Raw genomic sequence first — 23,745 nt, 5'->3', positions numbered from 1 at the left:
CTAAATTTTATGGATACAAAAGCACAGACTGATTGACGTGCCAGGTAAGCCTAGAAAGCGACCATAATTTCCCATCATTGCCACATACGAAATGAATTGATGAATCTTTTTGCCGATTCCTGTTGGAGCCTTCATTTCAACGACTCTTTTCTGACCCAGTTCTGTGATAATCCTTGCGGGCAAATAGGGAAGTTGAAAAAAGTAAAAATTCCACATCAGCCGCCAATTGAGTTGGTGAGACAAATCCTCAGTCATTTTGAGGCTGTATCGTCGGTAGTGCCCATAAAACTCATCATAGTTAGACCAAAGCTCAGGACAAGCAGGCACCGTAATAATGACATGGGTCAAATTTGGAAACAGTGCAGCTAAATCTTTTAAGAAAATATCAGGATTGGCAATATGTTCCACGACATCTAACAGGAGCATCAGACTATAGCGATCGCGTTCAGCTTCAGATAAATCTTCTGCTCTTTTCCCAGCAAAAATATATTGTTCTATCCCTTTAAGAGGCTTAGCTTCCGCAGGCTCAACTCCAATACAATCGATCGCTTTATTTCTGAGATATTTCACGGTAACGCCACGACCGCATCCCACATCTAGCACAGAGGCATCTTGCTTTGATAACTGCCTAATTTGCTGCTCAAGCAACCTGTTTCGGGCTAAATGCCACCAATGATTTTCCACTCCATCTGGATAAGAACGCTGATATTGGTCATCACAAAATTCTGCTTTCATAGGGTACTAATATCGCGATCGCTTCGGTTTGAAGCAGCAAACTTCAATAGGTTAACTGAGATCTTGAACCAATCTCAACAACGCCTACGCCTTATTCCGCCCCCAAGAACTCTAGATAGCCGTTACTTAATTCTTTGACTGCTAAATCATAAAATTGTTTGCCATGGTCGGGAGTTGCCAAATCTGGATTGGAACCCATACGACCATCAGGATAGCGGCGGCGAAAATCTGCGGCTCCATAAATCCGGTAATCTTTAGATACCTCTGGGTTTAACACAGCCTGCTTAATTGCTTCAGGATAGATATATTGCGTCAAAGCGACTTCGCTAGGAGTTGCATGGGAGCCTTCCTGGTCGCCATAGAGTCGTTTTGCTAATCCATACACAGAACCGCACATATACCAATTGCTAACGTGGCAGCGCACTTGATCGGCGTTTGACAGATTTACGTCAGCCAACGTCGCATACACTTCCGCAAAAGCAGCCTTTAAGGTTGCCATATTACCACCATGCCCATTAATAAAGAAAAACTTAGTAAACCCTGCCTTCGCTAGGCTGGTAATGGTATCTCGAATAACCAAGATTAGGGTACTTGGACGGAGGCTGATACTTCCTGGAAATGCCGTGTGATGGAGCGCCATGCCCACATTCATAGTCGGAGCTACGATCGCCTGGGTTGCATCTCCCACACCACGGGCGATCGCTTCCGCACAAATCGCATCAGTCCCAATTAATCCAGTGGGTCCATGCTGTTCGGTTGAGCCAATTGGAATAATAATTCCTACCGATTGACTGAGATAAGCTTCAACTTCTGTCCATGTACTGAGATGTAGCAACATGACTTTTCAATCCTCAGATTATTAATTCTTATATGTTGCTTTTTATAGCATGAGTGAAGTCGGAAATTGCCGATTAAACTTAGCTGCCAAGAGTTAGGTAAAGCTAAACCACTTAACAAGCTCAGATTTTTCTAACGAATTAGAGACGTACGAGTTCACTTAACACAGGCTAGAATGGTTAGTACGATCTGATGCTTAAGACTATTAAATTTATAAACGCTGTCAAGGTTGGTTTAATGATTGGATAGTGGATCATCGGAACAGCACCTATCAAGTGTTGGGTCGTTTATCCTTCATCTATCTAATGCATATTTAGCCAAGGCTTTAATGCCGTACTACCTCTCGATAAAGGTTTGCTCTTGACTCCCAAACAAAACAGCTTCACGGATTTATTCATTTTGTCACGAGTAATAGTTGCAATGTTGCTGCTCTCTCGCAGGCGACTGGCAATTCTCAACGCCTCTAGGAACGCTACAGATTGGTGTTCAGACTTTGGACAGTTTTTTTGGGATCAAACGCGTTTTTCTAATACTCGTATTTTAAGCAGGAGTTGCCTATGATCACTGCTTAAATATGTATACGGGTCGCGATCGCCGCCTATTGCGCCCTACCAGCCAGTCGGAAAAGTTGGTTTCAGCTAAAAAAGTTTCTGCTCGTCTGTGAAATATTGATAACTAAGTGTTCAGGAGAAGCAATCATGCTACACCGCAAGATCTATCAGCTTTGTTGTGATGGTCGAGAAGTCTGGATTTTCTTGCGGGATCAGCAGCGCTGGATAGAACGAGCCCGCATCCTAGATATTGAAGGGGATTTGGTGACTCTGCGCTATGAAACTGATGAAGAAGATGAAAATTGTTCATGGGAAGAAATGGTACGGCTAGAAAGCATTGGGGCTGTTACCCAAAAGTTGGCATCGGTGCCAAAGGGAGATGTGGAACCCTTGGTTTCTGAGGATTGCCCTGAAGCGGAACAAATTCCTAATAATCGCTTTCCAGATACCAATCCCGAATAGCCAGCTATTGCTTACACATAATCTATTCAATCGAATTGCAGCGATCGCGGTCTAACAGCAGGCGATCGCTGCAATTCTTTTATGTTCTTTTCCTCAGTACGGGACAAAAAGTTTGAGGCGTTGCTGAACCGAGGGATGAATTAAGCAGGGATGGGGACATCTTCAAATTTTAGGTAGTGAAGTAGTAGTCGAATTGAATGTTTGAGCATCTCCACTGACTTGGAATAGCACAGAGTCTTCCGATCCAGTCGCGCTAAATAATTGCGTAGTCGGGTGTTTTCACCTTCCACTCATGTCATATAGGTCTTGCTAACAATGGGATAGCCATCGAAAATAAAGCAGCGATAGACTAGCCAACCATTAGTGACGTAGAAATAACACTGCCAAGTCTCTGTGAACGCCCATAATGAAGCAAAAGTCTTGCCACTATGGTCACCTACCATCTCAGTCTAAAATCCCTGGGTTGAGTGGTCAACGGCTGTCCAGAGCCAGATTTTGTTTTTTTGGAGCCAACAAAGGTTTCTAGGCCCTACGGGAAGCAAGCTTGTATCTTGAAGCTAATCAAGTTCTCCTACCTCTGGAGTTGTCTGCGGGGCGTGGGCATTAGGTAGGAGTTTTCCCACCTGCCTAACCCAGGTAATGAGAGTCGTGTGATGGACTCCTTTGACCCGCTCAATGGCGCGAAATCCCATGCCATTGACATACATCTTTAAGCACTCCCATTGGTGCAACCTATCAAGAAGCCGTGCAAAATGCCGAAATCGTCATCTAGGAGTGGATTGAAACTGCGAAAGAACTAGAGCGACCGATGCCAGCATCCAAAGGTCGCCCACTGCTCGCGTAGCTGCACAGCAACACTATGAGCAACTGCTCAAAGACCTCCATGATCTGGCAGTTGTTGCAAAGCGGCGATCGCAGCAGCCTATTAGTTTAGCGGCAATGAAAGCCAAGTTAAATCATGATAGAACTCTATGAAATTGCGTTTCAATTTTCTGTTGAGAAAGACCTATCGTAAATTGCTAAAAGTTAGACAAAAGTGCAGTTGATCTGTATGCAATCAAACCTTTACCAATTACAGCACTTCTTGAAAGCACTGCCAAAATAGCGATAGAACAGTAAGACAATGAATGTAGAGTGCAAACTCGTCATTCGTAGCTCGTCATTCGTAATTCCCTATGAAACTCCTTAACTCTCTGCTGGGTCGCCATCCAGAAAAGATCCTTGCCAACGTAGAGATCTACACTTGGCAAACCTGCCCGTTTTGCATTCGCGCCAAGCTGCTGTTGTGGTGGAAGGGCGTGAATTACACCGAGTACAAAATCGACGGTGATGAAACCGCCCGGACAGCGATGGCAGAGCGATCGCAAGGTCGGCGCAGTGTGCCCCAGATTTTTATCAACAGTCAGCATATCGGCGGCTGTGATGATATTTATGCGCTAGATAGTCAAGGGCAGCTTGATCCGTTGCTTCAAGCTGCATAACTAGCGTGAAATATTTGCTGGATGACCCGGAGTATCAAAGGCATTGCCACTGGATGGAACGGGCGATCGCCTTGGCTGATGCCGCCGGAAAAGCGGGCGATGTTCCGGTGGGGGCGGTGATTGTTGATTCCCAAGGAAACGCGATCGCTGAGGCGGAAAATCGTCGAGAGCGCGATCGTGATCCGACTGCCCATGCGGAAGTGCTTGCCCTACGGGCTGCTGGTACTGCTTTAAATACTTGGCGTTTGAATGGCTGCACGCTATATGTCACGTTGGAGCCTTGCCCGATGTGTGCAGGTGCGTTGATATGTGCGCGACTGGGGATGCTTGTCTACGGCGCAGACGATCCTAAAGCGGGAGCCATTCGCAGCGTGTTGAATCTGCCAGACAGCGCAGGTTCCAATCATCGACTTCCGGTGATTGGTGGTATTTTGGAAGATTGCTGTCGTCAGCAGTTGCAATCATGGTTTGCGAATCGTCGTCCTCAGTAAAGCAAAACTGTCACATGACATCCCTAAAACTGTCCCAAGGATGAAGACAGGGTATTTAAGGGCATCTACGGTATAAATATCTACTTTTATTCCTGCATCTATCTAACCGCTTTTAATTAGCATCATGCGATCGCTTAATTCCCTGTTCTCGGTTGACTCGCTTTTTAAGTCTACTTTCTCTGTTGATGACGAAAAAAAATCTGAGTTATTTGAGCGCACCTGTTCAGGATCTCAACCTATAGAGCCAATTGATTTGCCGCCTAGCAAAAAAGCTGCTGATCCTGCTCCTTCACGAGTTTTACATTGGCTGATGGCGTTGTTTTATCCATTAGGGCGCTACGTTGTGCTACCGATTTACTTCAGACGGCTTGACGTAATTGGCAGAGAGCATTTACCCCCTAGTGGCCCAGTGATTTTGGCTCCAACCCATCGCTCTAGATGGGATGCCATGACGCTCCCCTATGCCGCAGGACATGATATTACGGGGCGGCATCTCCGCTTTATGGTTTCGGCAAATGAAGTGACTGGGTTACAAGGCTGGTTTATCCGGCGTATGGGCGGGTTCCCTGTGAACACAGATCGTCCGGCGATCGCAAGTTTGCGTCATGGCGTAGATTTACTAGAATCGGGCGAAACCCTAGTTATTTTTCCCGAAGGAAATATTTATCGCGACACTCACGTCCAAGCCCTCAAACCAGGATTGGCAAGGCTGGCAGTTCAAGCAGAAGCCAGCCGCACGGAGCTTGGCATTCAAGTGGTTCCCATCAGCATTTACTACAGTAGCCCCTTAGTTCCTTGGCGCAGTTATGTTCGTGTAGTCATTGGCACCCCGCTCCACGTTCCCGACTATTGCCAGGGTTCTCATAAACAAAATGCGAAGCGCCTTACCGCCGATCTTCAGGCTGCGATGGAAACATTAGCCTTGCAGAACTCCTCTATGGAAAAATCATCTCATCCCGAAGAGGTTTCCTAACCGTACTTTAAGGGCAACATAAGCGGGTAGTTGATAATGTTCCACTAAAAGCCATGCCACCATCAAAAAGTGAATGGAAAATGAAAGCGCAATCCAAACGGTGGGAAACCACGACCAACCACTGTCTTCTAGGGGTGGAAATGTGTGGGAAGATAGCCAAATCAGCGTAGGTGGCAAGATGCTAATCACAACCCCTAGCACCCAGACGGCGATCGTCAAATCTACATCGACCTTATTGGTTGCTTGCCATTTTGTGCCCATCCAGCGCCACGTTGTAGGTTGAGAGCTATCTTCAACCCGCACAGTTTGTTCTGGCAGATTTGCCGTAAAAATGTGACGACAAAAATGGCAAGAATAAGCATCCATCAACACGATCGCCTCAAGGGTGCCATGGCGACAGACTGGACAGATATAGCTGCCACTCATTTCTAAGATACGACGATCAGCACTTCTGCTTAGGTGCGCTCTTAAGTCTTTGGATGTGCTTTCAGATTGCATTGAACTATGCCTCGTGGGTTCATTACGCTAGTGACTTCACTAAACGCTGTGTTGCACACCCCTACAACCTACCCTAAGGACTTCCGAATCTCAACTCCATTCTGTTGTAGAACCACCACTGGATCAGCGCTTTCTGCTGCCACAATTCGCTTTACCAGTACTCTGCCATTCTCTAAATACTCGCCCACCGCCACATAGCGGCTAGAGATAGCACTGGGTTCTTTGACAATCACAGTCCATTTACCTCCGACTTGAACCACACCGTTCACCGCGATCGCATCGGCAATGGAAGTCCGCGACGGAGGTGCAACAGGTGGGAAGCTGCCGGGTGGCATGGGTGACAAATTGGGCAAGGAATTTGGAGATGACCCCCCGGCGATCGCAGGCAATGGAAGCGATGGCACAAGCCCTGCTGAGGAGCTTTGCTGAGGTGGCATCTTGTTGACACTACGGGGTAAAGGCGAGACTGCCAGCCTAGCTGGAGCAGAACGAGAAGAGATGACTATCGGCTGTAGACCGGGCACAACCGCAAATGGATCGCGGCGACCGGTCACAAGGCTGGGAATGCGCGTTGCGGCATTAGTAGGCTGCAACAATCCTGGCACAGAACGCGAGATCGGCTTGGCTGCTGAGTTAACCAGCGGCGTTGAAAAAGTTTGTGTGGTCGGTGCAGGCGCTTGAATAACTCCAGGTTGAGCCTGGTTATCGCTGGACTGACCAGAGCAACCCGTTGATAAAGTAATGATTCCGATAATGCCAAGCCACAATTGCCGTTTCATCGCTGGCAACTCCCTTCGTTCAGTTCAAACTAAACCAAGGATAGCCGCGTTTTTTGATTGTGGCGCATTAATGTTTTGAGTATGGAGTTGGGAGTACGGAGTTGGGGGTACGAAGAAACTCAAAACTTAAACTTCGGACCCTGTACTCTGTAAGCCCACCTACTCTATCGATGATAGTCCCGAAAGGAGATGTACCCATCTTTCTCGTCGTAGATATGGCAGCGATCGGTAATTTCTTTCATCAACTCCCAAGAAAAATTGCTTTCGTGCAAATAGCTGCTCCAGTTTTGTTTAAGACTCTCGTGTGCCATTCGTAAGTTGTAGGAAGGAATAGCAGTAGAAAGGTGATGGGGGATATGGACGTTGATGTGGTGACACAAAAACTCAACCCAGGCGGGGTATTCACAATGCACAGTGCCAGCCAATTGAGCTTGGGCAGCGTTCCATTCGGCTGGCTCTTGGAAGGCGATGTTGGGTGCTGTGTGGTGAACGAGGGTGAAGGTACTCATCCAAAAATGGTAGACCAACCAGGGAACTAGCCAGAACTTGACCAAGCCCCAGAGTCCAGTAGTTGCGATTAACAGCGGAAACGCGATCGCGGCAAACCCAATCACAACCAGCATAGAAAAGGTTGCTTTTTGGCGATCTTTGGGAGCAAACTGGGAGCGATCGAAGTGCAAGCCTCCCCAGTGAATAATGGATGCTAGCCACCACATCCGACCCCGCATCACCTGATAGCCTCGTAGCCAGACAGAAGGATAGTTGTCGTAATCTGCGGGTCGGGCAGGCTGCCATGCGTTATCCACATCCATTTTGTTGGTATGGGCGTGGTGTTTGTTGTGCAAAATCCGCCAGCAGTGAAAGGGATAAAGCAATGGTAAGAACATAATATGTCCGACCAAATCGTTGACCCAGCGTCGTTTGGCAAAAGAGCGATGTCCGCCATCATGACCTAATACAAAAAAGCCAGTCAGCGCTGTTCCTGTAAAAATCCAGGCGATGGGCAGAAGAAACCAGGGCGCGATCGCGATGCTGACATAGCCCAAAGCCACCATAGCAACGTTGACGAAGAGAGACATCCAGGCTTTTCGCTTATCTTTTTGAAAGCATTCCTTGGGCAAGGTTTTCAAAATATCTTTCAAGCGTAAATCAGGGGGAGCTTGAATCGTTTTTTGGGAAGTTTGGATAACGGGTGAAGCAATCATGAATGAATACTGTCTCCTCACGAGTGAAACCTGGACAAAGAAGCTATGAAACATAGGTTGCCATGCAAACCGCAGCATGAACAGACCCCGAAAAAATGTGACATATCAATTTGGACAAAAAAAACTAGCTACGAAATCATAGCCAGCAACAATACAGGACTTGACCTAGATAAAACGAGCAATGGACATCTTAAAGCAGCGATCGCCCATACTCACAAACACGCCCTTGAGAAAGAATAGCCAACACAAGGTTTTGCTTAAAAAAGCGCAACAAAACTTTAATATGTATAGCACAATCCAGGGGATCGTTTCTCAAAAGATGGGGATCAGAGATCGGGTGTCGGGGTGAGAAGATAGAAGAAACTCAACACTCAAAGCCCCCCATGTCGCTCTTTCCCAACTTTTCGCCGCTCGCCAATCGGGTGCCGTTGGCAAAATCTACGCCCGACTGGGGACGCTTGCCAGGAAGCTGAATCTCTTTTAGTAGAAGATATCCATTGCCCGTTTGGACGATCGCGCCGAGTCCTTTGGCGATCGCCACAATGGTTCCAGGTTCACTGGTTGCGCTCAGCAAGTCAGAAACCCCTTTGCTCAATCCTACTTGCATCTCCAATGGCAATCCATTCCAGTAAGCAGAATCCAAGGGAATAGTAGTGATCACCTTGAGGGGTTCATTGCGAAAGAGGGTGCTGCAATTTGGGAAGAAGCCTCGTACTTGGTTGTGGAGGGCGATCGCGGATTTTGACCAATCCAGTTCATAATCTTCCTTTTTGATCAAGGGCGCATAGGTTGCTTGGGCGGGATCTTGAGGAATCGGCTGAGCAGTGCCTTGGTTGAGTTGCAACAAAGTTTCAATCAGCAAATCAGCAGACATCAGCGATAGCTCGGTGGCGAGATCTTGGGCATTGGCGAGGGGCGCGATCGCAATCCGACCAATATTCAGCATCGCGCCCGTATCCATCCCCGCATCCATCAGCATCGTGGTAATGCCCGTTTCCGGTTCTCCGTGGTACAGGCTCCACTGAATCGGCGCAGCCCCACGATACTGGGGCAAAATTGAGCCGTGAGCATTCACACAGCCCAAACGCGGCATATCCAAAATGGCTTGAGACAAAATTTGCCCGTAGGCAACCACCACAAACGCATCTGCCTGTGATTCTCGTAATTTTTCCAAGATTTCAGGATCTTTTTTAATGCTGCGCGGCTGCCAAACTGACAAACTATGCTGCTCTGCCACAGCTTTTACAGGCGATGGGATTAGCTGATTACCACGACCTCGCCGCTTATCCGGCTGCGTCACCACCGCAATCACATCGAAATCGGGATGCGCCAATAAGCGTTCTAGACTCGGCGCTGCAAATTCTGGCGTTCCAAAGAAAACAATTTTCACGCTTTTCACGCTGACTCTGGGCTTAAAAAAAAGAGTTCGACGTAAGTCGAACCCCTTGCTACTCTCTCATACTCGTAAAAACTCTTTGCTCGTTACAGGTCGCCACCCTGGGCGGCTAGCAGAAAAATAACGATTGGTCCAGAAAGCATAATTGCAGCAATCATCACCAACTGAATGATTGCTTCCCAATTAACGCCGCCTACAATATCAGTAACAAACCCCATGATTCCTCCCAAGCTGAGCCACTACCGACTCACCAAGTTATCGTATAAGTTGCTGTAACAGTTATTTATCTTATTCTGGCGATTGCGGCACCCCTCAGAAAGTTAACAAAAGTATAAAAAGGCTGAATGATGGCGACTTGGCAATGTGTGAAACAGTGTGGGGCGTGTTGCAATCTCGATCCCAGCGATCGCCCGGAACTCGCTGACTACCTGACGACCGAGGAATTGACTGTGTACTTTAATCTGGTCGGAGAAGATGGCTGGTGCATCAACTTTGATCAGGAAAATCGGGAATGCCGGGTTTACAGCGATCGCCCCCGCTTTTGCCGGGTGGAATCAACGGTGTTTCAGGATTTATATGGAATTGAGCCGGAAGAGTTGAATGACTTTGCGATCGATTGCTGCCGTCAGCAAATTGAGGGCGTATATGGCGATCGCAGCCTGGAAATGCTGCGGTTTGATCGAGCGATCAGTATTTAGTTAGCTTTGCTCTATTTTTCAAAAATCTAAACATCGATACAAAAAGCTTTTCTCAAACCGCCGATGATGACAACATTTCAAAAATAATTCAGAATCAATCTTGTCATGCTGATTACTCAACAGCCTATCTTGAAGCGCTTTTGGTATCCCGTTTTGCCGATCGCGGCTCTTACCGATAGTCCTCACGCCTTTACCTTGTTGGGGCAACCGATCGTTTTATGGCGAGATGGCAATGGAAACCCAGCGGCAGCCAGCGATCGCTGCTGTCATCGTTCTGCCCGACTCTCCAAAGGCGTGGTGATCGATGGCAACATTCGCTGTCCCTACCACGGCTGGTCTTATGATGCCTGCGGCACCTGCGTCAACGTGCCCCAATTGACTGAAGACCAAGCAATTCCCCGCACCTACCAAATTCCTGCCTATCGCTGCCAAGAACGCTACGGCTATCTATGGGTCTGTCTTGCCGATCCGCTGAAAGATATTCCTGCCATTCCTGAAGCGGCAGATTCTGGCTTTCGCCAGATTCAAGAATTTTACGAAACCTGGAACGTCAGCGGGTTGCGGATAATGGAAAACTCGTTTGACAGTGCCCATGGCAATTTTGTTCATGCGTCATCCTGGGGAGATATTAAAAATCCCGTGCCGCCGCCGATTGACGAAATCACTGAAACCGATGATGGCTTCGTGATGAAGAATTGGGTGAGGGTATTGAATCCTGAATTGCAAAAGAAAAACCTGGGCATTGAAGACGACAAGACCATTCGCAGCAATGAACGCCGCTGGTATCTGCCCTTTGCACGGACGCTCAAAATCACCTATCCCAATGGTTTGATTCACCTGATTTTTTCGGCAGCAACGCCGATTGACGATCTCACCTCTCAGTTGGTGCAGTTCTGCTTTCGCAACGATACCGAGGCAGACGCAAAAGCCGCAGATGTGATTGGCTTCGATCGCCAAGTGACCCAGGAAGACCGGGATGTGTTGGAAACCACCGATTATGACGCGCCGCTGAGTCTGCAAGAAGAACAGCATATGGCGACCGATAAACCTGGAATTTTGATGCGCCATCGGTTTGCCGCGTTGCTCAAGGAGCATGGCGAAGTGGAGCAGCGTAGAGTGGAAGTAGCGTTGTGACCGATACTCTGATTCGAGGGGCGATAATTCCCAGTGAGGATGGATATGCCACGACAGATATTCAGATTTCGGCTGGAAAAATTGCAGCGACCGCCCCCAATTTGCCGGCAGCAGGCATTGAGGTAAACGCTGCCAACAAGCTGCTTTTACCCGGTTTTTTGAATGGGCACACCCATTCTTCCCAAGCATGGCAGCGAGGCTTAATTCCCCCCTTGCCGTTGGAATTGTGGCTAGCCGATGGATTTGACACAGGCGTAGCGGAAATCGAGCAGATTTATTGGGGCGCAGTCAGTACGGCGGTGGATACGGTGCTGTCGGGGGGCACCTGCGTCTTGGATCATCTGTTTCTGCCCATGGGTCACGAAATGGAGGCGATGGCGGCGGCAGTTCGAGCCTACAAAACCGTGGGCATTCGGGCGGTGATTGCCCCACTGATTATGGATCTACCGTTTGTAGCAGGATTGCCCCAGGGGACGCGATCGCTCACCCACAAACCCTATCCCCAAACTGCCCCAGAGATTTTGGCATGGATGGCGGAACTCGTGACCCAGTTTCACGAACCAGAGGCAGGCATTTACATTGGCGTGGGACCCACGGGGTTTCATCGTTGCTCCGATGAATTGCTGGTGGGGTGTGCGGAGTTAAGCGCTCGCCATGATCTCTGTCGCCACACCCATTTATTGGAAACCAAAGCCCAGTTCATGTTGGCACAGGAACGCTATGGCATCAGCGCGGTCAAACACTTGCAAAACCTGGGCTTTCTCGATCATCGCACTACCTTAGCTCATAGCGTTTGGCTGGAAGATGCCGACCTAGAAATTTTGGCAGCCACGAAATCTACCGTGGTGCATAATCCCCTCAGCAATTTGCGTTTGGGCAGCGGCATTGCGCCCATTCTCAAATGCATCGCAGCAGGCGTGAATGTGGCGTTTGGCTGTGATGGAGCCGCTAGCAACGATGGACAAGATCTGCTGGAAGCGATCAAACTGGGCACGATGTTGCACAATGTCACCGATCGCGACTATACCCACTGGATTACCCCGCGACAGGCGATCGCCATGGCGGCAATGGGCGGCGCGACAGGCGTAAACCTCGCAGCCCAAACCGGATCACTAACGGTCGGAAAAGATGCCGATTTTGTACTCTACGATCTGGAAAACCTTTCTATGCTGCCCCGCACTGATCCAGTGCAACTGTTGATTTATGGCAGACCCAATCAGGTAGTGGATAGCGTTTGGGTCAAGGGACGGGCGATCGTGGCTAATGGCAAATTACTGACCCTGGATATTGAGGAACTGCGACAAACATTGCGCCATACTCGAGATCGGCAATCTCCTACCAATTTCCGCACCATCCACACCATAGAACCCCACTACCGCACCGTCATGGGTCTAGACAAACTACCTTAAAATCTTGATAGAAACGTTCGATTACACACGAACCCGTTGCACTTTTTGGCGGAGTTGAACCATACTGGATCATGAAAAGAAAATGAAAGCACTTTGATTGAAGAGTTCTGTGAAAAGTAATCTGCCGATTTCAAACGCATTGCCGCCAGAGATACAGGTTCTAGACCGTGAACCCGTTCTGTCTGATGTTGCTGTAGCTGACATTGGGTCTGATGTTGGAATTGTGGTGGAGGCAGAGCAGCCAAGCGCGATCGCTGATTCAACAGAAAATCCCCCTGCTAAACCTCCCGTTTCTGCCTGGAAAATCTTCACCTCCACTTTTGTCACCATCTTTTTGGCAGAACTGGGCGACAAAACTCAAATGTCTACGCTGCTGATGAGCGCTGAGTTTCACAAGCCCTGGGTGATTTTTGCTGGGGCAGGAACGGCTCTAGTTCTGACAACCCTAATCGGGGTTTGGGTGGGGCAATGGCTCTCCAGCCGCCTTTCTCCCCGCACCTTGGATGTTGCGGCTGGTATTCTGCTAGCGCTGATCTCAGCGTGGCTGGTGTGGGATGTGGTGCAGATGTAGGCAGTGAAGAAGGAAGAGGGCAGAGGGAAGAGTAGACAATCGTAAATCGACACTGATTAATTTATGGACTGGCATCTTTTAGGATTGACGTTTATTACGGTGTTTATCTCGGAACTGGGTGATAAAAGCCAATTGGCAGCGATCGCCCTCAGCAGTGGCTCCAAATCTCCTCGTCCAGTGTTTTTTGGCGCGGCGGCGGCGTTGCTATTGGCAAGCTTTCTGGGGGTGATTATTGGGGAAGGGACTTCCCACTTTTTGCCTGCTCGACTGGTCAAAATCGTTGCGGCGGCAGGCTTTGCGATTTTAGCAGTGCGATTATTGCTGCCTGACAAGAAGGTGCAAGAGGAGATTTCTCCTGAAGATCGCCCGATTTCTAACCCCCTTGAATCCTAGCCTTTAGCCCACGCGATTCCTCAACAAGTCTCTTTCAAACGGATGACCAAAGTAGGCTTTAAAGTCAGACCAACTCTGACTGAAGGGAACTTTTATACCGTTGCAAAGGTAGACGGGAATGTTACTTTTAATCCCAATCACATCCGCATGGGTCACGGTATCCACTTGTTCAACCTGATTAAACAGTTGCTTGAGGTAAGTGCGATCGCCTCCCAGACTAATGACCTGGTCACCCGAATAATTCTGATAGCCCCAAAAATAGAAGGTATGGGCACCACTGATTCCTTTGGGCAACCCATAGCGGGAACCATAGAAATCGAGCGCCGCAGCATCCGCATAATCCCAAGAAAGGATCGCCGTTTGAGCTTGTTGGCTGGCGGGTAACTGATAGTAAACCTGGCTGACCTGTGCCACAGTTTCTTCCCATCCCAGCATCGCTCTGAATTGCCAGGGGGCTTCTTGAGTGGCTACTACGGTATTGGCGCGCTGGGGCAGGAAAGAATCTTGTGAGTAGAAACTTGCAAAGCGGAGTAAGGTCTCCATCGGCAACACGGGCAGCGTCATGGGAATCAGTACTGCCACCGCAGTGACTAGTAACACTCCTGAAATCGCGGTTTTGAGTGGCCGCCGATCGCTGACCCACTGTTCAACCATGACCGCACCCCCGGCAAACAGCATGGGGTACAGCGGTCCCACGTAATAGGACTTGCCTTGCAGTAAGAGAAATAGCCCATAGGTAATGACAAAAACCCAGCCAAACAGACGATAGGGCTTGCCATCTTTAGCCTTGAGATAAAAGAAAAGCCCAGCCAACCAGATCGGGGCGGCTAGTGGATGCATCATCAGGGTGGATTGCACCAGTAGCGCAATGATTGCTTCAGGAAATGGCTTTTTGCTGTAGAGATTGGCGGCTTGTTGCTGCTCTAGAAAAGGCAAGCCATGCTGAGCCTGCCAGATCAGCGTCGGCATCACGAGGGCGATCGCAATCATTCCCCCTAACCAGATCCATTTTTTTGAGAACACTTGGCGCTGGGTCACCCAGAGTCCCACTACAAGACTGAAGCCAAAGAAAACCATGGAAAACTTATTGAGTAGTCCAATGCCCATGAAAACGCCAATCAGTAGCCATAATTTGGGTCTGTGGTATTTCAACGACAGCAGAATCAGATAAGCACATACAGTCCAGATCAGTGCCTCAAACGTATTCACGGTCAGAATGGTATGGATCACCAAAAAGTAAGGCGCGATTACCACTAATAACGCCGCTAGATATTGAGCAAATCGCCCACCACCTAACTCACGCGCCATTAACCCGGTTAGAAATACCAGTAGTGCCCCGGAGATCGCGGGGAAAAACCGAATTGAAAACAACGAATCCCCTGTCAGCGATCGACTCACGTGCGCCACGACCGCGACCAATGGGGGAAATTCAGTGTAGCCCCAAGCTAGACGGTCACCAGCAGCCATGTAATACAGTTCATCGCCATCGTAGCCATATTGCCCGTTGGTCAGAAAATGCAGCATTAATTTAACGAACGCCAAACCCCAGAGGATGTTGTACTGTATTGGCTTTTGCATAGGGTTAAATCTTTGGCTGAGGGATCAGCGAATCGGCATTTCGGTGAACCCGTTCTAAACTTCTACGGGTTGACGAGGCGGGGTGGTTTGGGCGGCTTGCTGGGTGCGGCGATCGCCCAGATAGGCAAAAAACTCTTTGCCTTCTCGTAACCGACGAACCAGCATTTGGCGATCGCTGAGCATTTCCCGCACGATGGGAAAAATCGCTTTGGGGCGGAAGTAGAAACGGCGATACATTTGCTCGACGGATTCTTCTATTTGTTCGCTCGACAACGTGGGATAGTGCAGCGTAGAAGTTTGGATGCCAGAGTTGGCAACCAGGGCATGATCGGCAAACCAGCCGTTGTCTTTCGCCTCTTGGTAAAGTTGGGTGCCGGGATAGGGCGCAGCGATGGAAACCTGAATGGTGTGAGGACTGATTTCGCAGGCAAAGCGAATGGTTTCTTCGACGGTTTCGCGGGTTTCGATTGGCAACCCAATAATGAAGGTGCCGTGGACGGTAATGCCTAAATCATGGCAGTGCTTCATAAACTGTCGGGCTGCTTCTAGCCGCACCCCTTTGTTGATGTTGTTGAGAATTTCCTGGTTGCCCGACTCGAAACCAACCAGCAATAGGCGCAAGCCGTTGTCACGCAGTTGTTTGAGGGTGTCGTAATCTAGGTTGGCACGAGCGTTGCAACTCCAGGTAATATTCAAGCGCTTCATATGTTCGCTGATGGCGATCGCCCGTGGCTTGTCGATCGTGAATGTGTCGTCATCAAACATATATTCCTGGACGCGATCGCCGAACAGCGCTTTCGCCTCCTCCATCTCGCGCCCCACCACATCCGGGCTTTTGGTGCGATATTGATGTCCGCCAATGGTTTGAGGCCACAGGCAAAAGCTACACTTTGCTGGACAGCCCCGCCCCGTGTAAAACGAGACATAGGGATGGCGCAAATAGCCAATGAAATACTTGGTGATGTCCAGATCACGGGCGTAGACAGGCAACACGCTGGGCATCGCATCCCAATCATGAATCAATTCCCGATCTTCGGTGTGGTGCAAAGTTCCATACTTGTCGCGGTAGCTCAATCCCCGAATTTGATCCCAGGGGATGCCTGCTGCTAGATCTTTACAGGTGTAGTCAAACTCGTGGCGGCAAACGAAATCAATCACTGGATTTTCGCGCAGGGTTGGCTCTGGCAGCACTGCTACATGGGCACCAATTAAGCCAATTTGGGTCTCTGGATTTTGCGCCTTAATTGCCTCGGCACATTTGACATCATTGGCAAGAGACGGCGTACTGGTATGCATAATCACCAGTTCGTAGTCTTTGGCGATCGCCAATACATCGGCGATCGTCTGTCCATGGGGCGGCGCATCCACCAACTTGCTTCCCGGCACCATCGCCGCAGGTTGCGCCAGCCAAGTGGGATACCAAAAAGACGTAATCTCCCGCTTTGCCTGGTATCGCGCCCCCGCACCCCCATCAAACCCATCAAAGGATGGAGGTCCCAAAAATAATGTTTTCTTCATCAAAAACTCCTCACAATCAATAATGATGCCAAAACCAGAGTGATGCTAAAACCAGACAAGAATTTCCTCTGTTCCCTGTCCCCTATTCCCTATTCCCTATTCCCTCTCTTCCCTATGATTCTGAAACGCTGACTTCAGGACGATTCGCGGGTTGTTTTTTGGGTAGCAGATTGAGAACGCTCAGGGCGATCGCAGAAAGTTTTGGCAGTAAGTTGGGTTGCAGGAGGCGATCGTCAAAGCTACTCATCCGCTTCTCGTTTTCTTGCAAACAAACTGAAAACACTCGCGCTGGCGTTAAGTTGTCGGCAAAGGTGCCTGCCCCCGTCGCCGTGAACCCTTCGCCTGTGCCATCCCCTGCATTGCTAAATGCTTTGGCTAAATGCAGCAACGCGCGACCATAGTGAACCCCAGCATGGGCACCTCGTAGTGGCGCAAATCCGCGCCCGTGATGAACTTGCATGTAGCTAACCCAGTTGACAAAAAAGACGATATGGCGGGCTTCTTCATACAAAATCGGGTCGAAGATGGTGAACAGCGCTTCAGGGAAGTAGTTCGTTTGGCGCGCTAATTCAAACATGCCAAAAGCAAAGTAGGAGTCTAGACATTCGCCAAAGCCAAAATCGATAAATTCTTGCTCAATCTTGGGGGGAACTGTGGGCGCAGGCGGCTCATTGATCGGCACATCGTAATGCTTAATCAAAAACTCTAGCAAGCGACCATGACGGGCTTCCTCTTTGGCTTGCAGGGCGATCGCTTCACGAATCATCGGATCGGTAATTGTTTCAGCAAAAGCACTCACCATCACGCCTGCTTGCCGCTCCGTTCGCAAGGCTTCTTGCCAAAAGGGAATCCCCCGCAGACGCGCTAGAGCAGCGTCATCAAGCTCAGGCCAAGGCAGAATTTCCGGCTCATAGTCTTGATAGCTGTCGATAAAGCTTTGACAAAATAGCTCTTTGTGAGCTTGAGACCCAACTTTCATGCGTCACTCCATATTTTTAACTTTAACGATCGCCACCAGTGCAATTTCGCGATACGGGAGTTTATTGACTAGCAAATTCCCGTATCAGTGGACTACTTTTGAGAAATAATCTTACGAAGAAATTTCTCATTCCAAAACTATGCAACTGAGTGTATCGCTCTAGCCAGCAATTGTCTTCACCCGCTCTGGCAGATTTGGATTCAAGGCAATCAGTTTGCCGCCGCGAGTCAAGTGGAACTGGCGATCGCGCCATTCTACCGTGTTGCCAAAAAAGCTATAGCCCCACAGCATGAAACTTGCCACATCGCGCAGGGGCACCAGCCAAAACAGCTTTTGAGCAACCGGGTCACCCAGGCAGCGAATTCCCACAAACCAAGCCATGGTCAGGCGCATGATCCAAGTAAGGCTTAAAATACTCCAACCCACCGCCGAGCCGCCTGTCGCCAGCAAAAATAATAGACTGGTGACCGTTCCATGGGTGAAGATCAAGCCAGCATACCCCCAAGGACGCGAAGCCCGAATGCCCACCAGCCAACGAGTTTGGCGATGGATGGATTCTGCGATCGTGCTGGGTGGCATCACATGGTCAATTAAATAATCAGACAGCACCACGGTGTAACCTGCCTGAGATGGCAAAAAGCCTAGCTGAAAGTCATCCGCTAAATAATCCGCGATCGCCGCAAAGCCGCCAATTTCTTCCAGCACCGATCTCCGAATCACAATCGTTTGCCCCATGGCAAACTTGATCCCCTCCAGCGCTGTACTGACTAAGACTCCTGGCAAAAACTCTGTGGGCGTACTCAGCGCTTCCAAGGTTGTGACCCATCCTTGGGTCATTGAGCGATACAAACAAGTCACCACACCCACCGCCGGATCACGCAACGGTTGAATCACACGGCATAAGTAATCTGGCTGAACATAAACATCGCTATCCGCTAACAGCAGAATGTCATGTTTTGCTTTCGTTACAGCATGAGCCAGATTGCTGACTTTGCGATTCGCGCCCAAACTATGAAGGCTTGCAGTCACTTGAATATCTAAATGGGGAAAGTCTTTAATCAGTTGCCTGACCACTTCCATGCTGGGATCTTGAGGATCTTGCACGCCAAAAATAATTTGATACTCTGGATACTCTTGCTGGCAGAAAGACGCTAAGTTTTCGTAGGTTTTGCTGTCGATGCCGCAAATGGGACGCAAGAGGCTAACAGGCGGATGAAAACCCTGATCATCAGCGGCTGAACGAGCGAAAAACTGGCTAGCGGCGTAAATCGCATATCCGTAATAGGCGATCGCGGATAGGCTCAATACTAGCAATAGACCTGCAATACAGGTTCTAAAAACTTCCTGACTTGTGGCACCCACCATCAATAGAATCAAACTTTGTGACTGTATCATTTTGCGCCCTAAAGTCTCTTTTTTTGCAGCAATAAAAAAGAGATTAAATCATCCAAAACTGCTTACTTTTAACTTTCAGCTACTAACTTAAGCTACTAGTTACCCACAAAAGCAGCAAGAACAAAAGCGGCAAGAATCACTAAAATCTATTTTTCTCGCTAAAGCAGTATTAGGAGAAGTTCCAAATACTATCAGATTTGCCTCTCATCATAGAATCGATCAGTTGCCTACTTCCTCCCGACTCGATCGTCTCGGCATCAAGGAACTGCTGACCCAACTGCAAACGACGATCGCCGATGCCCAGAAGCTTTCCACGGAAGACAAGCAAGATCGGCTGGAGCAGGTGCAGGCGATCGCGGAACTAGGCACAACCCCCAGCGTCCCAACAAAGAAAGCAGCATTTTACCCGCGATCGCCAAGCTACTGAGTTTAGCAGTGTAAAGAGCAAGGCAGTCTTAATATAGGGGAAAATAGAGGGTGAGTGTTGTGGCGAGTGCTTGGAATGCAGGAATTTGATGTAGTAGTGGTGGGCGGTGGTCCAGCCGGGGGGCAATGTGCGAGATCGCTGGCAAAAGCCGGACGCAGCGTTTTGTTAGTGGAACGGCACAAGGATTTTGCCATCAACAGCTTTTCTAGTGCAGGCACACCGCTGGAAACGTTAAGTCAATACGACTTGCCGGAGAGCGTGGTGGGCACCTATTGGAATCGGTTTGTGGTGGTCACTTCCAACCAGCAAGGCGAATGGAAAACCCCTGGGGCGATTGGGGCGGTGTTGGATTTTGGCAAACTGCGAGAATTTTTGGCAAGCGATGTAAAGGCGAATGGCGGCGAGGTCTGGATGAATTGTCGCTACGTGAGTCATAGTCAAAGCAGTAAACACAATGGGCAAACCGTAGTGTCATTGGTGCGAGACGGAGAACCCGTGACCGTTGGCGCTCGTGTGGTGGTGGATGCCACGGGTCCGTTTCGAGCGGTGATGTATGGCAAAGACCAGCCAAAACCTGAATTCCTCTCCGGGACGGGCATCGAATATTTGATTGAGGTTTCAGATGAAGTCTATCAGCGGTATAGCGACGCGCTCACCTTCTTTTTGGGCTACAAATGGATGCCCAAAGGCTATTCGTGGATTTTTCCCATGGCACCCAATCGGCTAAAGGTAGGGGCAGGCATCATCAACGCCGATCATGAATTTGTGAAGCAAACAGAGCCACTGAAGCACTACATTCACTTGATCTTGCAAGACTATATGCAAGTCTCTGATTACACACTGATTGAGGTGCATGGCTCGACGCTGAAATATAGCCGGGGCTTGCAGGATGTCTATTATCGGGAAAACGCGATCGCGATCGGTGATGCGGTTTCTACCGTCAATTTTTTGGGGGGCGAGGGCATCCGTCACGGGATGCAGGGCGCAGAAATTGCCAGTAAGCATATTCAAACCTACCTCGATCGCCAAACGAATAGTTTTCAGGACTATCAAACCGAAATGCATCACGTGTTTCTCAAAACCTGGAACCTATCTGAAAAGTTTGGCATGAAGAAATATCTGCAAGACTGCGACGAAATTGTTGATAAAGTCGTCACCTATCTGCGTCCGCTTAGCTTGGAAGATGTGGTGGATATTCTGTTTTTCTACCGTTTTGAAAAAGTCTCGAAAGGCTTACCCCAATACCTCCGGCGCAAACTAGATTCCTTGGTGACTCGCGTTGTCTCTCGCTGGCGGAAGATCACCCATAAAGCGATCGCTGATGTAGAACAAGACTCGCTAACATCGAACTGATTCATGCCAAGCTACAGTGAGTATTAACCTCCAAACCCATTTGAGCAGGGTGAATCGTGACTACAACCCGACCGATTTCTAAAACCATTCTGACGATCGCGGACGTAGAAGATCGCTTTCACCTCACGCCCAATTTCGATCCGCAATTTTTCCCTGAATGGCTGCACGACTTACCAGCCCTGACGGGCAATGAGCAAATAACCCTAGAACGTCTGCGAACCCGATTTGCGGCTCACCGTCGTCAAGGAATCGTTGCCGAAGGAGCCGTGGATAAGCTAATCATCTCTCCACTGCTTGATCTTGCAGGTTTTTATGAACCCGAATTTAGCATTCGCACGGAGGAATCGGTGGAGTTTCTGCTGGAAGCTGAAGACGAACTGCTGCGGGGGCGAATTGATACGTTGATTATGCGAAACCAACTGTGGGTATTAGTGATTGAAGCCAAACGCACGATTATGTCATCTCTCGCGGTTCCTCAAGCGCTTGCCTACATGATGGCTAACCCCAACCGCGATCGCCCCGTGTATGGCATGGTCAGCAACGGCGATGAGTTCATTTTTCTCAAAGTCAAACAAACCCCCAATCCTCAATATGGCGCTTCCAAGCTATATTCCCTGTTTTTCCCATTGAATAGCCAGGAGATCGAGCAGGCGTTTCGAGTCATCAAAACTATCAAACAACAAATCACCTGACTCAACACTTTCAGGATGAGTGAGTTAGGCTAGCGCTAACCCAGACTGTAACTCCGTTTGATGAGCCTTGGAATATGACTGGTTTTGAATCCGTGTTTTTTGGCGAAGCGGCGAAAAGTTTAGCCGGATTGGTGCTGAAGACGGCTTGGGAGGTGGGCAATAAACCCATTGATGAACCAATCAAGCGAATTATTTTCAATGCATCAGGGCAGTACGTTCAAAATTACGAAGAGCGGCATGGCAATTTGAAAGTAGTCTGTGTGCGGATGGATGCGCCCATCAGACTGGATGAAGTTTATACGGCAGTTCAGGTACTGGAGCGATCGCAGGTGGGCTATTTTGAGTCTGCCGAAACGCTGCAAGACTTGTTCCGTGAAAAAGGGCGCGGCTTTGAGTTTCAAAAAATCCCCCGCCAAGATGGAATTATGGTTGCCAATCAGCAGCAATATCTGATGGTGTTGGGTGGTCCTGGGGTGGGCAAATCGACGTTTCTGCGAAAAGTGGGACTGGAAGCACTGAAACAGAAAAAGGGAGCTTTCCAGCATGAGTGTCTGCCTGTATTTCTCAAACTTCAAGATTTCAATGCAACCGAGATCACGCTCGATCAATTGATCATCAATGAATTTGCCACCTGCGGCTTTCCAGAACCCGAAAAAACGGCTCAAAGCTTTTTGCAGAAAGGCAAACTCTTGATTTTGCTGGATGGATTAGATGAAGTTGCCACAGACCAGTTAGATCATGCCATCACGCAGATTCAAAACTTTGGCGATCGCCACCGCAACAACCGATTTATTGCCTCCTGCCGGATTGCTGCCTACAAAGGTGGGTTTCAGCGCTTCAAAGATATCGTGATAGCGGCGTTTGATGACGGTCAGATTGAGGAATTTATTCGCCATTGGTTTCGTTTAGAACCAGACATTGCCAGCCAATGTTGGGACTTGCTGAAACACCCTGAGTACGCCGCCACGAAGGAACTGGCGCAAACGCCGCTGTTGCTGACGCTGCTGTGCGTGGTGTATGACGAATCTCAGAACTTTCCGAAGAATCGGGCAGCGGTCTATGGTGAAGCGTTGGATGTGTTGCTGAAAAAGTGGGCAGCCGAGAAGCGACTGAAGCGCGACCCGATTTATCGAGAACTCAGCCCAGAGTTGGAACAAATTTTGCTGGCTGAAATTGCCTACACCAGCTTTGTTGCCGATCAATTGTTTTTCTCAAAACGAGAAGTCACTCGCCAAATCAAAGAATTTCTAGTCAATAACCTGAATGCGCCCCAACATCTGGATGGGGAAGCGGTCTTGAATGCGATCGAGGTGCAGCAGGGGCTTTTCGTGGAACGTGCCAGAGACACCTACTCCTTTTCCCACCTCACCTTTCAAGAATATTTGACTGCCCAGCATGTGGCTCAAGAGCCAGACTTGATGCAATCGTTGGTGGAGCTACACCTGACGGATGACCGCTGGCGGGAAGTGTTTTTGCTGGTGGCAGGTTCTCTCAGTAATGCCAATAATCTGCTGGAATTGATGGCGGCAACCATCCCTACTCTGCTTGCCACAGAGAGGCTGAGAGCCTTAGTCAATTGGGCAGACACTGCCACCGCAGGCTCTCCAAAAGGCTACAAACCCGCTGCGAAACGAGCCGCAGCCTTCTCCCTCTCCCTCTTCGTCTCTCCTGCCCACTTCCTCTCCCCCGCCCTCTCTCCCGACCGCTTCCTATCCCTCGAACTCTCCCGCTTCCTCGACCTCGACCTCGACCTCGACCACCCCCACTACCTCAACCGCGCCCTCAAATTTGAAAAAATAAAAATCTTTAACCAGGTAGACTTTACAGGCTTAATAGCTCGCTTGAAGGGGCTGCAAGCACGAGTTCCAGAAGGCAAGCTATCTGGGGAAATCTATCAAAAATTTGTAAACCAACTGGTTCAAATCTGGTGCGGGGCGCTGCATTTGCAACCCGAATGGCTGGAGTTATCTCAGCAGGAAGCAAAGTCTTTGGAAAAGTATCTCTATGCCAATCTGCTGATGCTTCAGTGCAAAGAAGCTGCCGTGCGGGTGTCGCGGGAGACTTGGGCAGCCATTGAGCAGCAGATGTTGACGGTTGAGGATAGGGAACCGGGAACGGGTGTATGAAGTTGTACACAATCGGATATCTTCCTTGGCAAGCTCCTGTATACGCAGATTTCGGCTGCGTTGA

The 23,745-nt window shown here is 49.2% G+C and carries 25 protein-coding genes and 1 pseudogene; 13 read left to right on the top strand and 13 right to left on the bottom strand.

Translation table 11 applies throughout. The features are described 5' to 3' along the window. Together AC1S5B_RS04375 and AC1S5B_RS04370 are read right to left on the bottom strand one after the other, a co-directional pair. Window positions 1-735, bottom strand: a complete 735-nt coding sequence (locus AC1S5B_RS04375) for a class I SAM-dependent methyltransferase (RefSeq protein WP_482034482.1) — start codon at window positions 733-735, stop codon at window positions 1-3. 91 nt (window positions 736-826) lie between these two features. Next, window positions 827-1,573: a creatininase family protein gene (locus AC1S5B_RS04370; protein WP_482034481.1), complete on the bottom strand. Its 747-nt coding sequence runs from the start codon at window positions 1,571-1,573 to the stop codon at window positions 827-829. A 697-nt stretch (window positions 1,574-2,270) separates the two neighbouring features. Here AC1S5B_RS04370 and AC1S5B_RS04365 point away from each other — a divergent pair. Beyond that, window positions 2,271-2,585, top strand: a complete 315-nt coding sequence (locus tag AC1S5B_RS04365; RefSeq protein ID WP_482034480.1) for a DUF6679 family protein — start codon at window positions 2,271-2,273, stop codon at window positions 2,583-2,585. A gap of 140 nt (window positions 2,586-2,725) precedes the next feature. Here the strand turns inward: AC1S5B_RS04365 and AC1S5B_RS04360 are convergent. Further along, window positions 2,726-2,935 (bottom strand): annotated as a pseudogene (locus tag AC1S5B_RS04360) (IS1 family transposase); the annotation flags it as partial. 207 nt (window positions 2,936-3,142) lie between these two features. Further along, window positions 3,143-3,292, bottom strand: coding sequence for a hypothetical protein (locus AC1S5B_RS04355; RefSeq protein ID WP_482034479.1), 150 nt, complete (start codon window positions 3,290-3,292; stop codon window positions 3,143-3,145). 468 nt (window positions 3,293-3,760) lie between these two features. On the opposite strand from AC1S5B_RS04355, the gene grxC reads away from it, so the two are divergent. The 3 genes from grxC (at window position 3,761) to AC1S5B_RS04340 (ending at window position 5,530) form a co-directional block, all read left to right on the top strand. Then, entirely contained in the window at window positions 3,761-4,066 is a 306-nt protein-coding gene (gene grxC / locus AC1S5B_RS04350; RefSeq protein WP_482034478.1) for a glutaredoxin 3, read from the top strand. A 5-nt stretch (window positions 4,067-4,071) separates the two neighbouring features. Beyond that, window positions 4,072-4,557, top strand: coding sequence for a tRNA adenosine(34) deaminase TadA (gene tadA, locus AC1S5B_RS04345; RefSeq protein WP_482034477.1), 486 nt, complete (start codon window positions 4,072-4,074; stop codon window positions 4,555-4,557). Between the two features lie 124 nt (window positions 4,558-4,681). Then, entirely contained in the window at window positions 4,682-5,530 is an 849-nt protein-coding gene (locus AC1S5B_RS04340; RefSeq protein WP_482034476.1) for a lysophospholipid acyltransferase family protein, read from the top strand. Here the strand turns inward: AC1S5B_RS04340 and AC1S5B_RS04335 are convergent. The 5 genes from AC1S5B_RS04335 to psb30 form a co-directional block, all read right to left on the bottom strand. Next, complete coding sequence (locus tag AC1S5B_RS04335) at window positions 5,504-6,028, bottom strand: hypothetical protein (RefSeq protein WP_482034475.1); 525 nt, start codon at window positions 6,026-6,028, stop codon at window positions 5,504-5,506. The two genes, AC1S5B_RS04340 and AC1S5B_RS04335, sit on opposite strands and share 27 nt — an antisense overlap. Window positions 6,029-6,096: 68 nt before the next feature. Then, window positions 6,097-6,807, bottom strand: coding sequence for a hypothetical protein (locus AC1S5B_RS04330; RefSeq protein ID WP_482034474.1), 711 nt, complete (start codon window positions 6,805-6,807; stop codon window positions 6,097-6,099). Window positions 6,808-6,971: 164 nt separating this feature from the next. Continuing rightward, window positions 6,972-8,012, bottom strand: coding sequence for a fatty acid desaturase (locus tag AC1S5B_RS04325; protein ID WP_482034473.1), 1,041 nt, complete (start codon window positions 8,010-8,012; stop codon window positions 6,972-6,974). Between the two features lie 364 nt (window positions 8,013-8,376). Further along, window positions 8,377-9,411: a methionyl-tRNA formyltransferase gene (gene fmt / locus AC1S5B_RS04320; protein WP_482034472.1), complete on the bottom strand. Its 1,035-nt coding sequence runs from the start codon at window positions 9,409-9,411 to the stop codon at window positions 8,377-8,379. An 83-nt stretch (window positions 9,412-9,494) separates the two neighbouring features. Then, window positions 9,495-9,626 carry a photosystem II reaction center protein Ycf12/Psb30 gene (gene psb30 / locus AC1S5B_RS04315; protein ID WP_482034471.1) on the bottom strand — a complete coding sequence of 44 codons (132 nt, stop codon included), beginning with the start codon at window positions 9,624-9,626 and terminating at the stop codon, window positions 9,495-9,497. 126 nt (window positions 9,627-9,752) lie between these two features. Between psb30 and AC1S5B_RS04310 the strand changes: the two genes are divergently transcribed. The 5 genes from AC1S5B_RS04310 to AC1S5B_RS04290 all read left to right on the top strand — a co-directional run bounded on the left by AC1S5B_RS04310 (window position 9,753) and on the right by AC1S5B_RS04290 (window position 13,613). Beyond that, window positions 9,753-10,106, top strand: coding sequence for a YkgJ family cysteine cluster protein (locus tag AC1S5B_RS04310; protein ID WP_482034470.1), 354 nt, complete (start codon window positions 9,753-9,755; stop codon window positions 10,104-10,106). A 105-nt stretch (window positions 10,107-10,211) separates the two neighbouring features. Next, entirely contained in the window at window positions 10,212-11,240 is a 1,029-nt protein-coding gene (locus AC1S5B_RS04305; RefSeq protein WP_482034469.1) for an aromatic ring-hydroxylating dioxygenase subunit alpha, read from the top strand. Then, window positions 11,237-12,649 carry an amidohydrolase family protein gene (locus AC1S5B_RS04300; RefSeq protein ID WP_482034468.1) on the top strand — a complete coding sequence of 471 codons (1,413 nt, stop codon included), beginning with the start codon at window positions 11,237-11,239 and terminating at the stop codon, window positions 12,647-12,649. Before AC1S5B_RS04305 ends, AC1S5B_RS04300 begins: the two co-directional genes overlap by 4 nt. Before the next feature lie 109 nt (window positions 12,650-12,758). After that, complete coding sequence (locus AC1S5B_RS04295) at window positions 12,759-13,220, top strand: TMEM165/GDT1 family protein (RefSeq protein ID WP_482034467.1); 462 nt, start codon at window positions 12,759-12,761, stop codon at window positions 13,218-13,220. A 63-nt stretch (window positions 13,221-13,283) separates the two neighbouring features. Then, window positions 13,284-13,613, top strand: a complete 330-nt coding sequence (locus AC1S5B_RS04290; RefSeq protein ID WP_482034466.1) for a TMEM165/GDT1 family protein — start codon at window positions 13,284-13,286, stop codon at window positions 13,611-13,613. Between the two features lie 3 nt (window positions 13,614-13,616). Here AC1S5B_RS04290 and AC1S5B_RS04285 read toward each other — a convergent pair whose 3' ends face one another. From AC1S5B_RS04285 to hpnI, 4 genes are all read right to left on the bottom strand, one after another. Beyond that, window positions 13,617-15,191 (bottom strand): ArnT family glycosyltransferase, encoded by a 1,575-nt coding sequence (locus AC1S5B_RS04285; protein WP_482034465.1) that lies wholly within the window; start codon window positions 15,189-15,191, stop codon window positions 13,617-13,619. Window positions 15,192-15,245: 54 nt separating this feature from the next. After that, on the bottom strand, window positions 15,246-16,709 hold the full coding sequence (gene hpnJ / locus AC1S5B_RS04280; protein WP_482034464.1) for a hopanoid biosynthesis associated radical SAM protein HpnJ: 1,464 nt from the start codon (window positions 16,707-16,709) through the stop codon (window positions 15,246-15,248). Window positions 16,710-16,821: 112 nt separating this feature from the next. After that, window positions 16,822-17,688 carry a ferritin-like domain-containing protein gene (locus tag AC1S5B_RS04275; RefSeq protein ID WP_482034463.1) on the bottom strand — a complete coding sequence of 289 codons (867 nt, stop codon included), beginning with the start codon at window positions 17,686-17,688 and terminating at the stop codon, window positions 16,822-16,824. A gap of 159 nt (window positions 17,689-17,847) precedes the next feature. Continuing rightward, complete coding sequence (hpnI, locus tag AC1S5B_RS04270) at window positions 17,848-19,083, bottom strand: bacteriohopanetetrol glucosamine biosynthesis glycosyltransferase HpnI (RefSeq protein WP_482034462.1); 1,236 nt, start codon at window positions 19,081-19,083, stop codon at window positions 17,848-17,850. 223 nt (window positions 19,084-19,306) lie between these two features. Between hpnI and AC1S5B_RS04265 the strand changes: the two genes are divergently transcribed. From AC1S5B_RS04265 to AC1S5B_RS04250, 4 genes are all read left to right on the top strand, one after another. Continuing rightward, the gene (locus AC1S5B_RS04265; RefSeq protein ID WP_482034461.1) at window positions 19,307-19,510 is read left to right on the top strand and encodes a hypothetical protein; all 204 of its coding nucleotides are present in this window, start codon (window positions 19,307-19,309) and stop codon (window positions 19,508-19,510) included. A 66-nt stretch (window positions 19,511-19,576) separates the two neighbouring features. Continuing rightward, window positions 19,577-20,863 (top strand): NAD(P)/FAD-dependent oxidoreductase, encoded by a 1,287-nt coding sequence (locus AC1S5B_RS04260; protein WP_482036595.1) that lies wholly within the window; start codon window positions 19,577-19,579, stop codon window positions 20,861-20,863. Between the two features lie 56 nt (window positions 20,864-20,919). Then, window positions 20,920-21,555, top strand: coding sequence for a type I restriction endonuclease (locus tag AC1S5B_RS04255; RefSeq protein WP_482034460.1), 636 nt, complete (start codon window positions 20,920-20,922; stop codon window positions 21,553-21,555). 74 nt (window positions 21,556-21,629) lie between these two features. Further along, window positions 21,630-23,681, top strand: a complete 2,052-nt coding sequence (locus AC1S5B_RS04250; protein WP_482034459.1) for an NACHT domain-containing protein — start codon at window positions 21,630-21,632, stop codon at window positions 23,679-23,681. The last annotated feature ends 64 nt before the right edge of the window (window positions 23,682-23,745 follow it).

This window comes from Leptolyngbya sp. CALU 1928 (assembly GCF_056784215.1).
This window is presented reverse-complemented; position numbering and strand designations above follow the sequence as displayed.

Excerpts from the sequence above, each read along its gene's own strand:
- AC1S5B_RS04365 (WP_482034480.1), top strand. The coding sequence starts at position 2,271 with ATGCTACACCGCAAGATCTATCAGCTTTGTTGTGATGGTCGAGAAGTC.
- AC1S5B_RS04285 (WP_482034465.1), bottom strand. The coding sequence starts at position 15,191 with ATGCAAAAGCCAATACAGTACAACATCCTCTGGGGTTTGGCGTTCGTT.
- hpnI (WP_482034462.1), bottom strand. The coding sequence starts at position 19,083 with ATGATACAGTCACAAAGTTTGATTCTATTGATGGTGGGTGCCACAAGT.
- AC1S5B_RS04340 (WP_482034476.1), top strand. The coding sequence starts at position 4,682 with ATGCGATCGCTTAATTCCCTGTTCTCGGTTGACTCGCTTTTTAAGTCT.
- psb30 (WP_482034471.1), bottom strand. The coding sequence starts at position 9,626 with ATGGGGTTTGTTACTGATATTGTAGGCGGCGTTAATTGGGAAGCAATC.
- AC1S5B_RS04310 (WP_482034470.1), top strand. The coding sequence starts at position 9,753 with ATGATGGCGACTTGGCAATGTGTGAAACAGTGTGGGGCGTGTTGCAAT.
- AC1S5B_RS04305 (WP_482034469.1), top strand. The coding sequence starts at position 10,212 with ATGCTGATTACTCAACAGCCTATCTTGAAGCGCTTTTGGTATCCCGTT.
- AC1S5B_RS04335 (WP_482034475.1), bottom strand. The coding sequence starts at position 6,028 with ATGCAATCTGAAAGCACATCCAAAGACTTAAGAGCGCACCTAAGCAGA.
- AC1S5B_RS04325 (WP_482034473.1), bottom strand. The coding sequence starts at position 8,012 with ATGATTGCTTCACCCGTTATCCAAACTTCCCAAAAAACGATTCAAGCT.
- AC1S5B_RS04330 (WP_482034474.1), bottom strand. The coding sequence starts at position 6,807 with ATGAAACGGCAATTGTGGCTTGGCATTATCGGAATCATTACTTTATCA.
- hpnJ (WP_482034464.1), bottom strand. The coding sequence starts at position 16,709 with ATGAAGAAAACATTATTTTTGGGACCTCCATCCTTTGATGGGTTTGAT.
- grxC (WP_482034478.1), top strand. The coding sequence starts at position 3,761 with ATGAAACTCCTTAACTCTCTGCTGGGTCGCCATCCAGAAAAGATCCTT.
- AC1S5B_RS04290 (WP_482034466.1), top strand. The coding sequence starts at position 13,284 with ATGGACTGGCATCTTTTAGGATTGACGTTTATTACGGTGTTTATCTCG.
- AC1S5B_RS04355 (WP_482034479.1), bottom strand. The coding sequence starts at position 3,292 with ATGTATGTCAATGGCATGGGATTTCGCGCCATTGAGCGGGTCAAAGGA.
- AC1S5B_RS04250 (WP_482034459.1), top strand. The coding sequence starts at position 21,630 with ATGACTGGTTTTGAATCCGTGTTTTTTGGCGAAGCGGCGAAAAGTTTA.
- AC1S5B_RS04370 (WP_482034481.1), bottom strand. The coding sequence starts at position 1,573 with ATGTTGCTACATCTCAGTACATGGACAGAAGTTGAAGCTTATCTCAGT.
- AC1S5B_RS04275 (WP_482034463.1), bottom strand. The coding sequence starts at position 17,688 with ATGAAAGTTGGGTCTCAAGCTCACAAAGAGCTATTTTGTCAAAGCTTT.
- AC1S5B_RS04375 (WP_482034482.1), bottom strand. The coding sequence starts at position 735 with ATGAAAGCAGAATTTTGTGATGACCAATATCAGCGTTCTTATCCAGAT.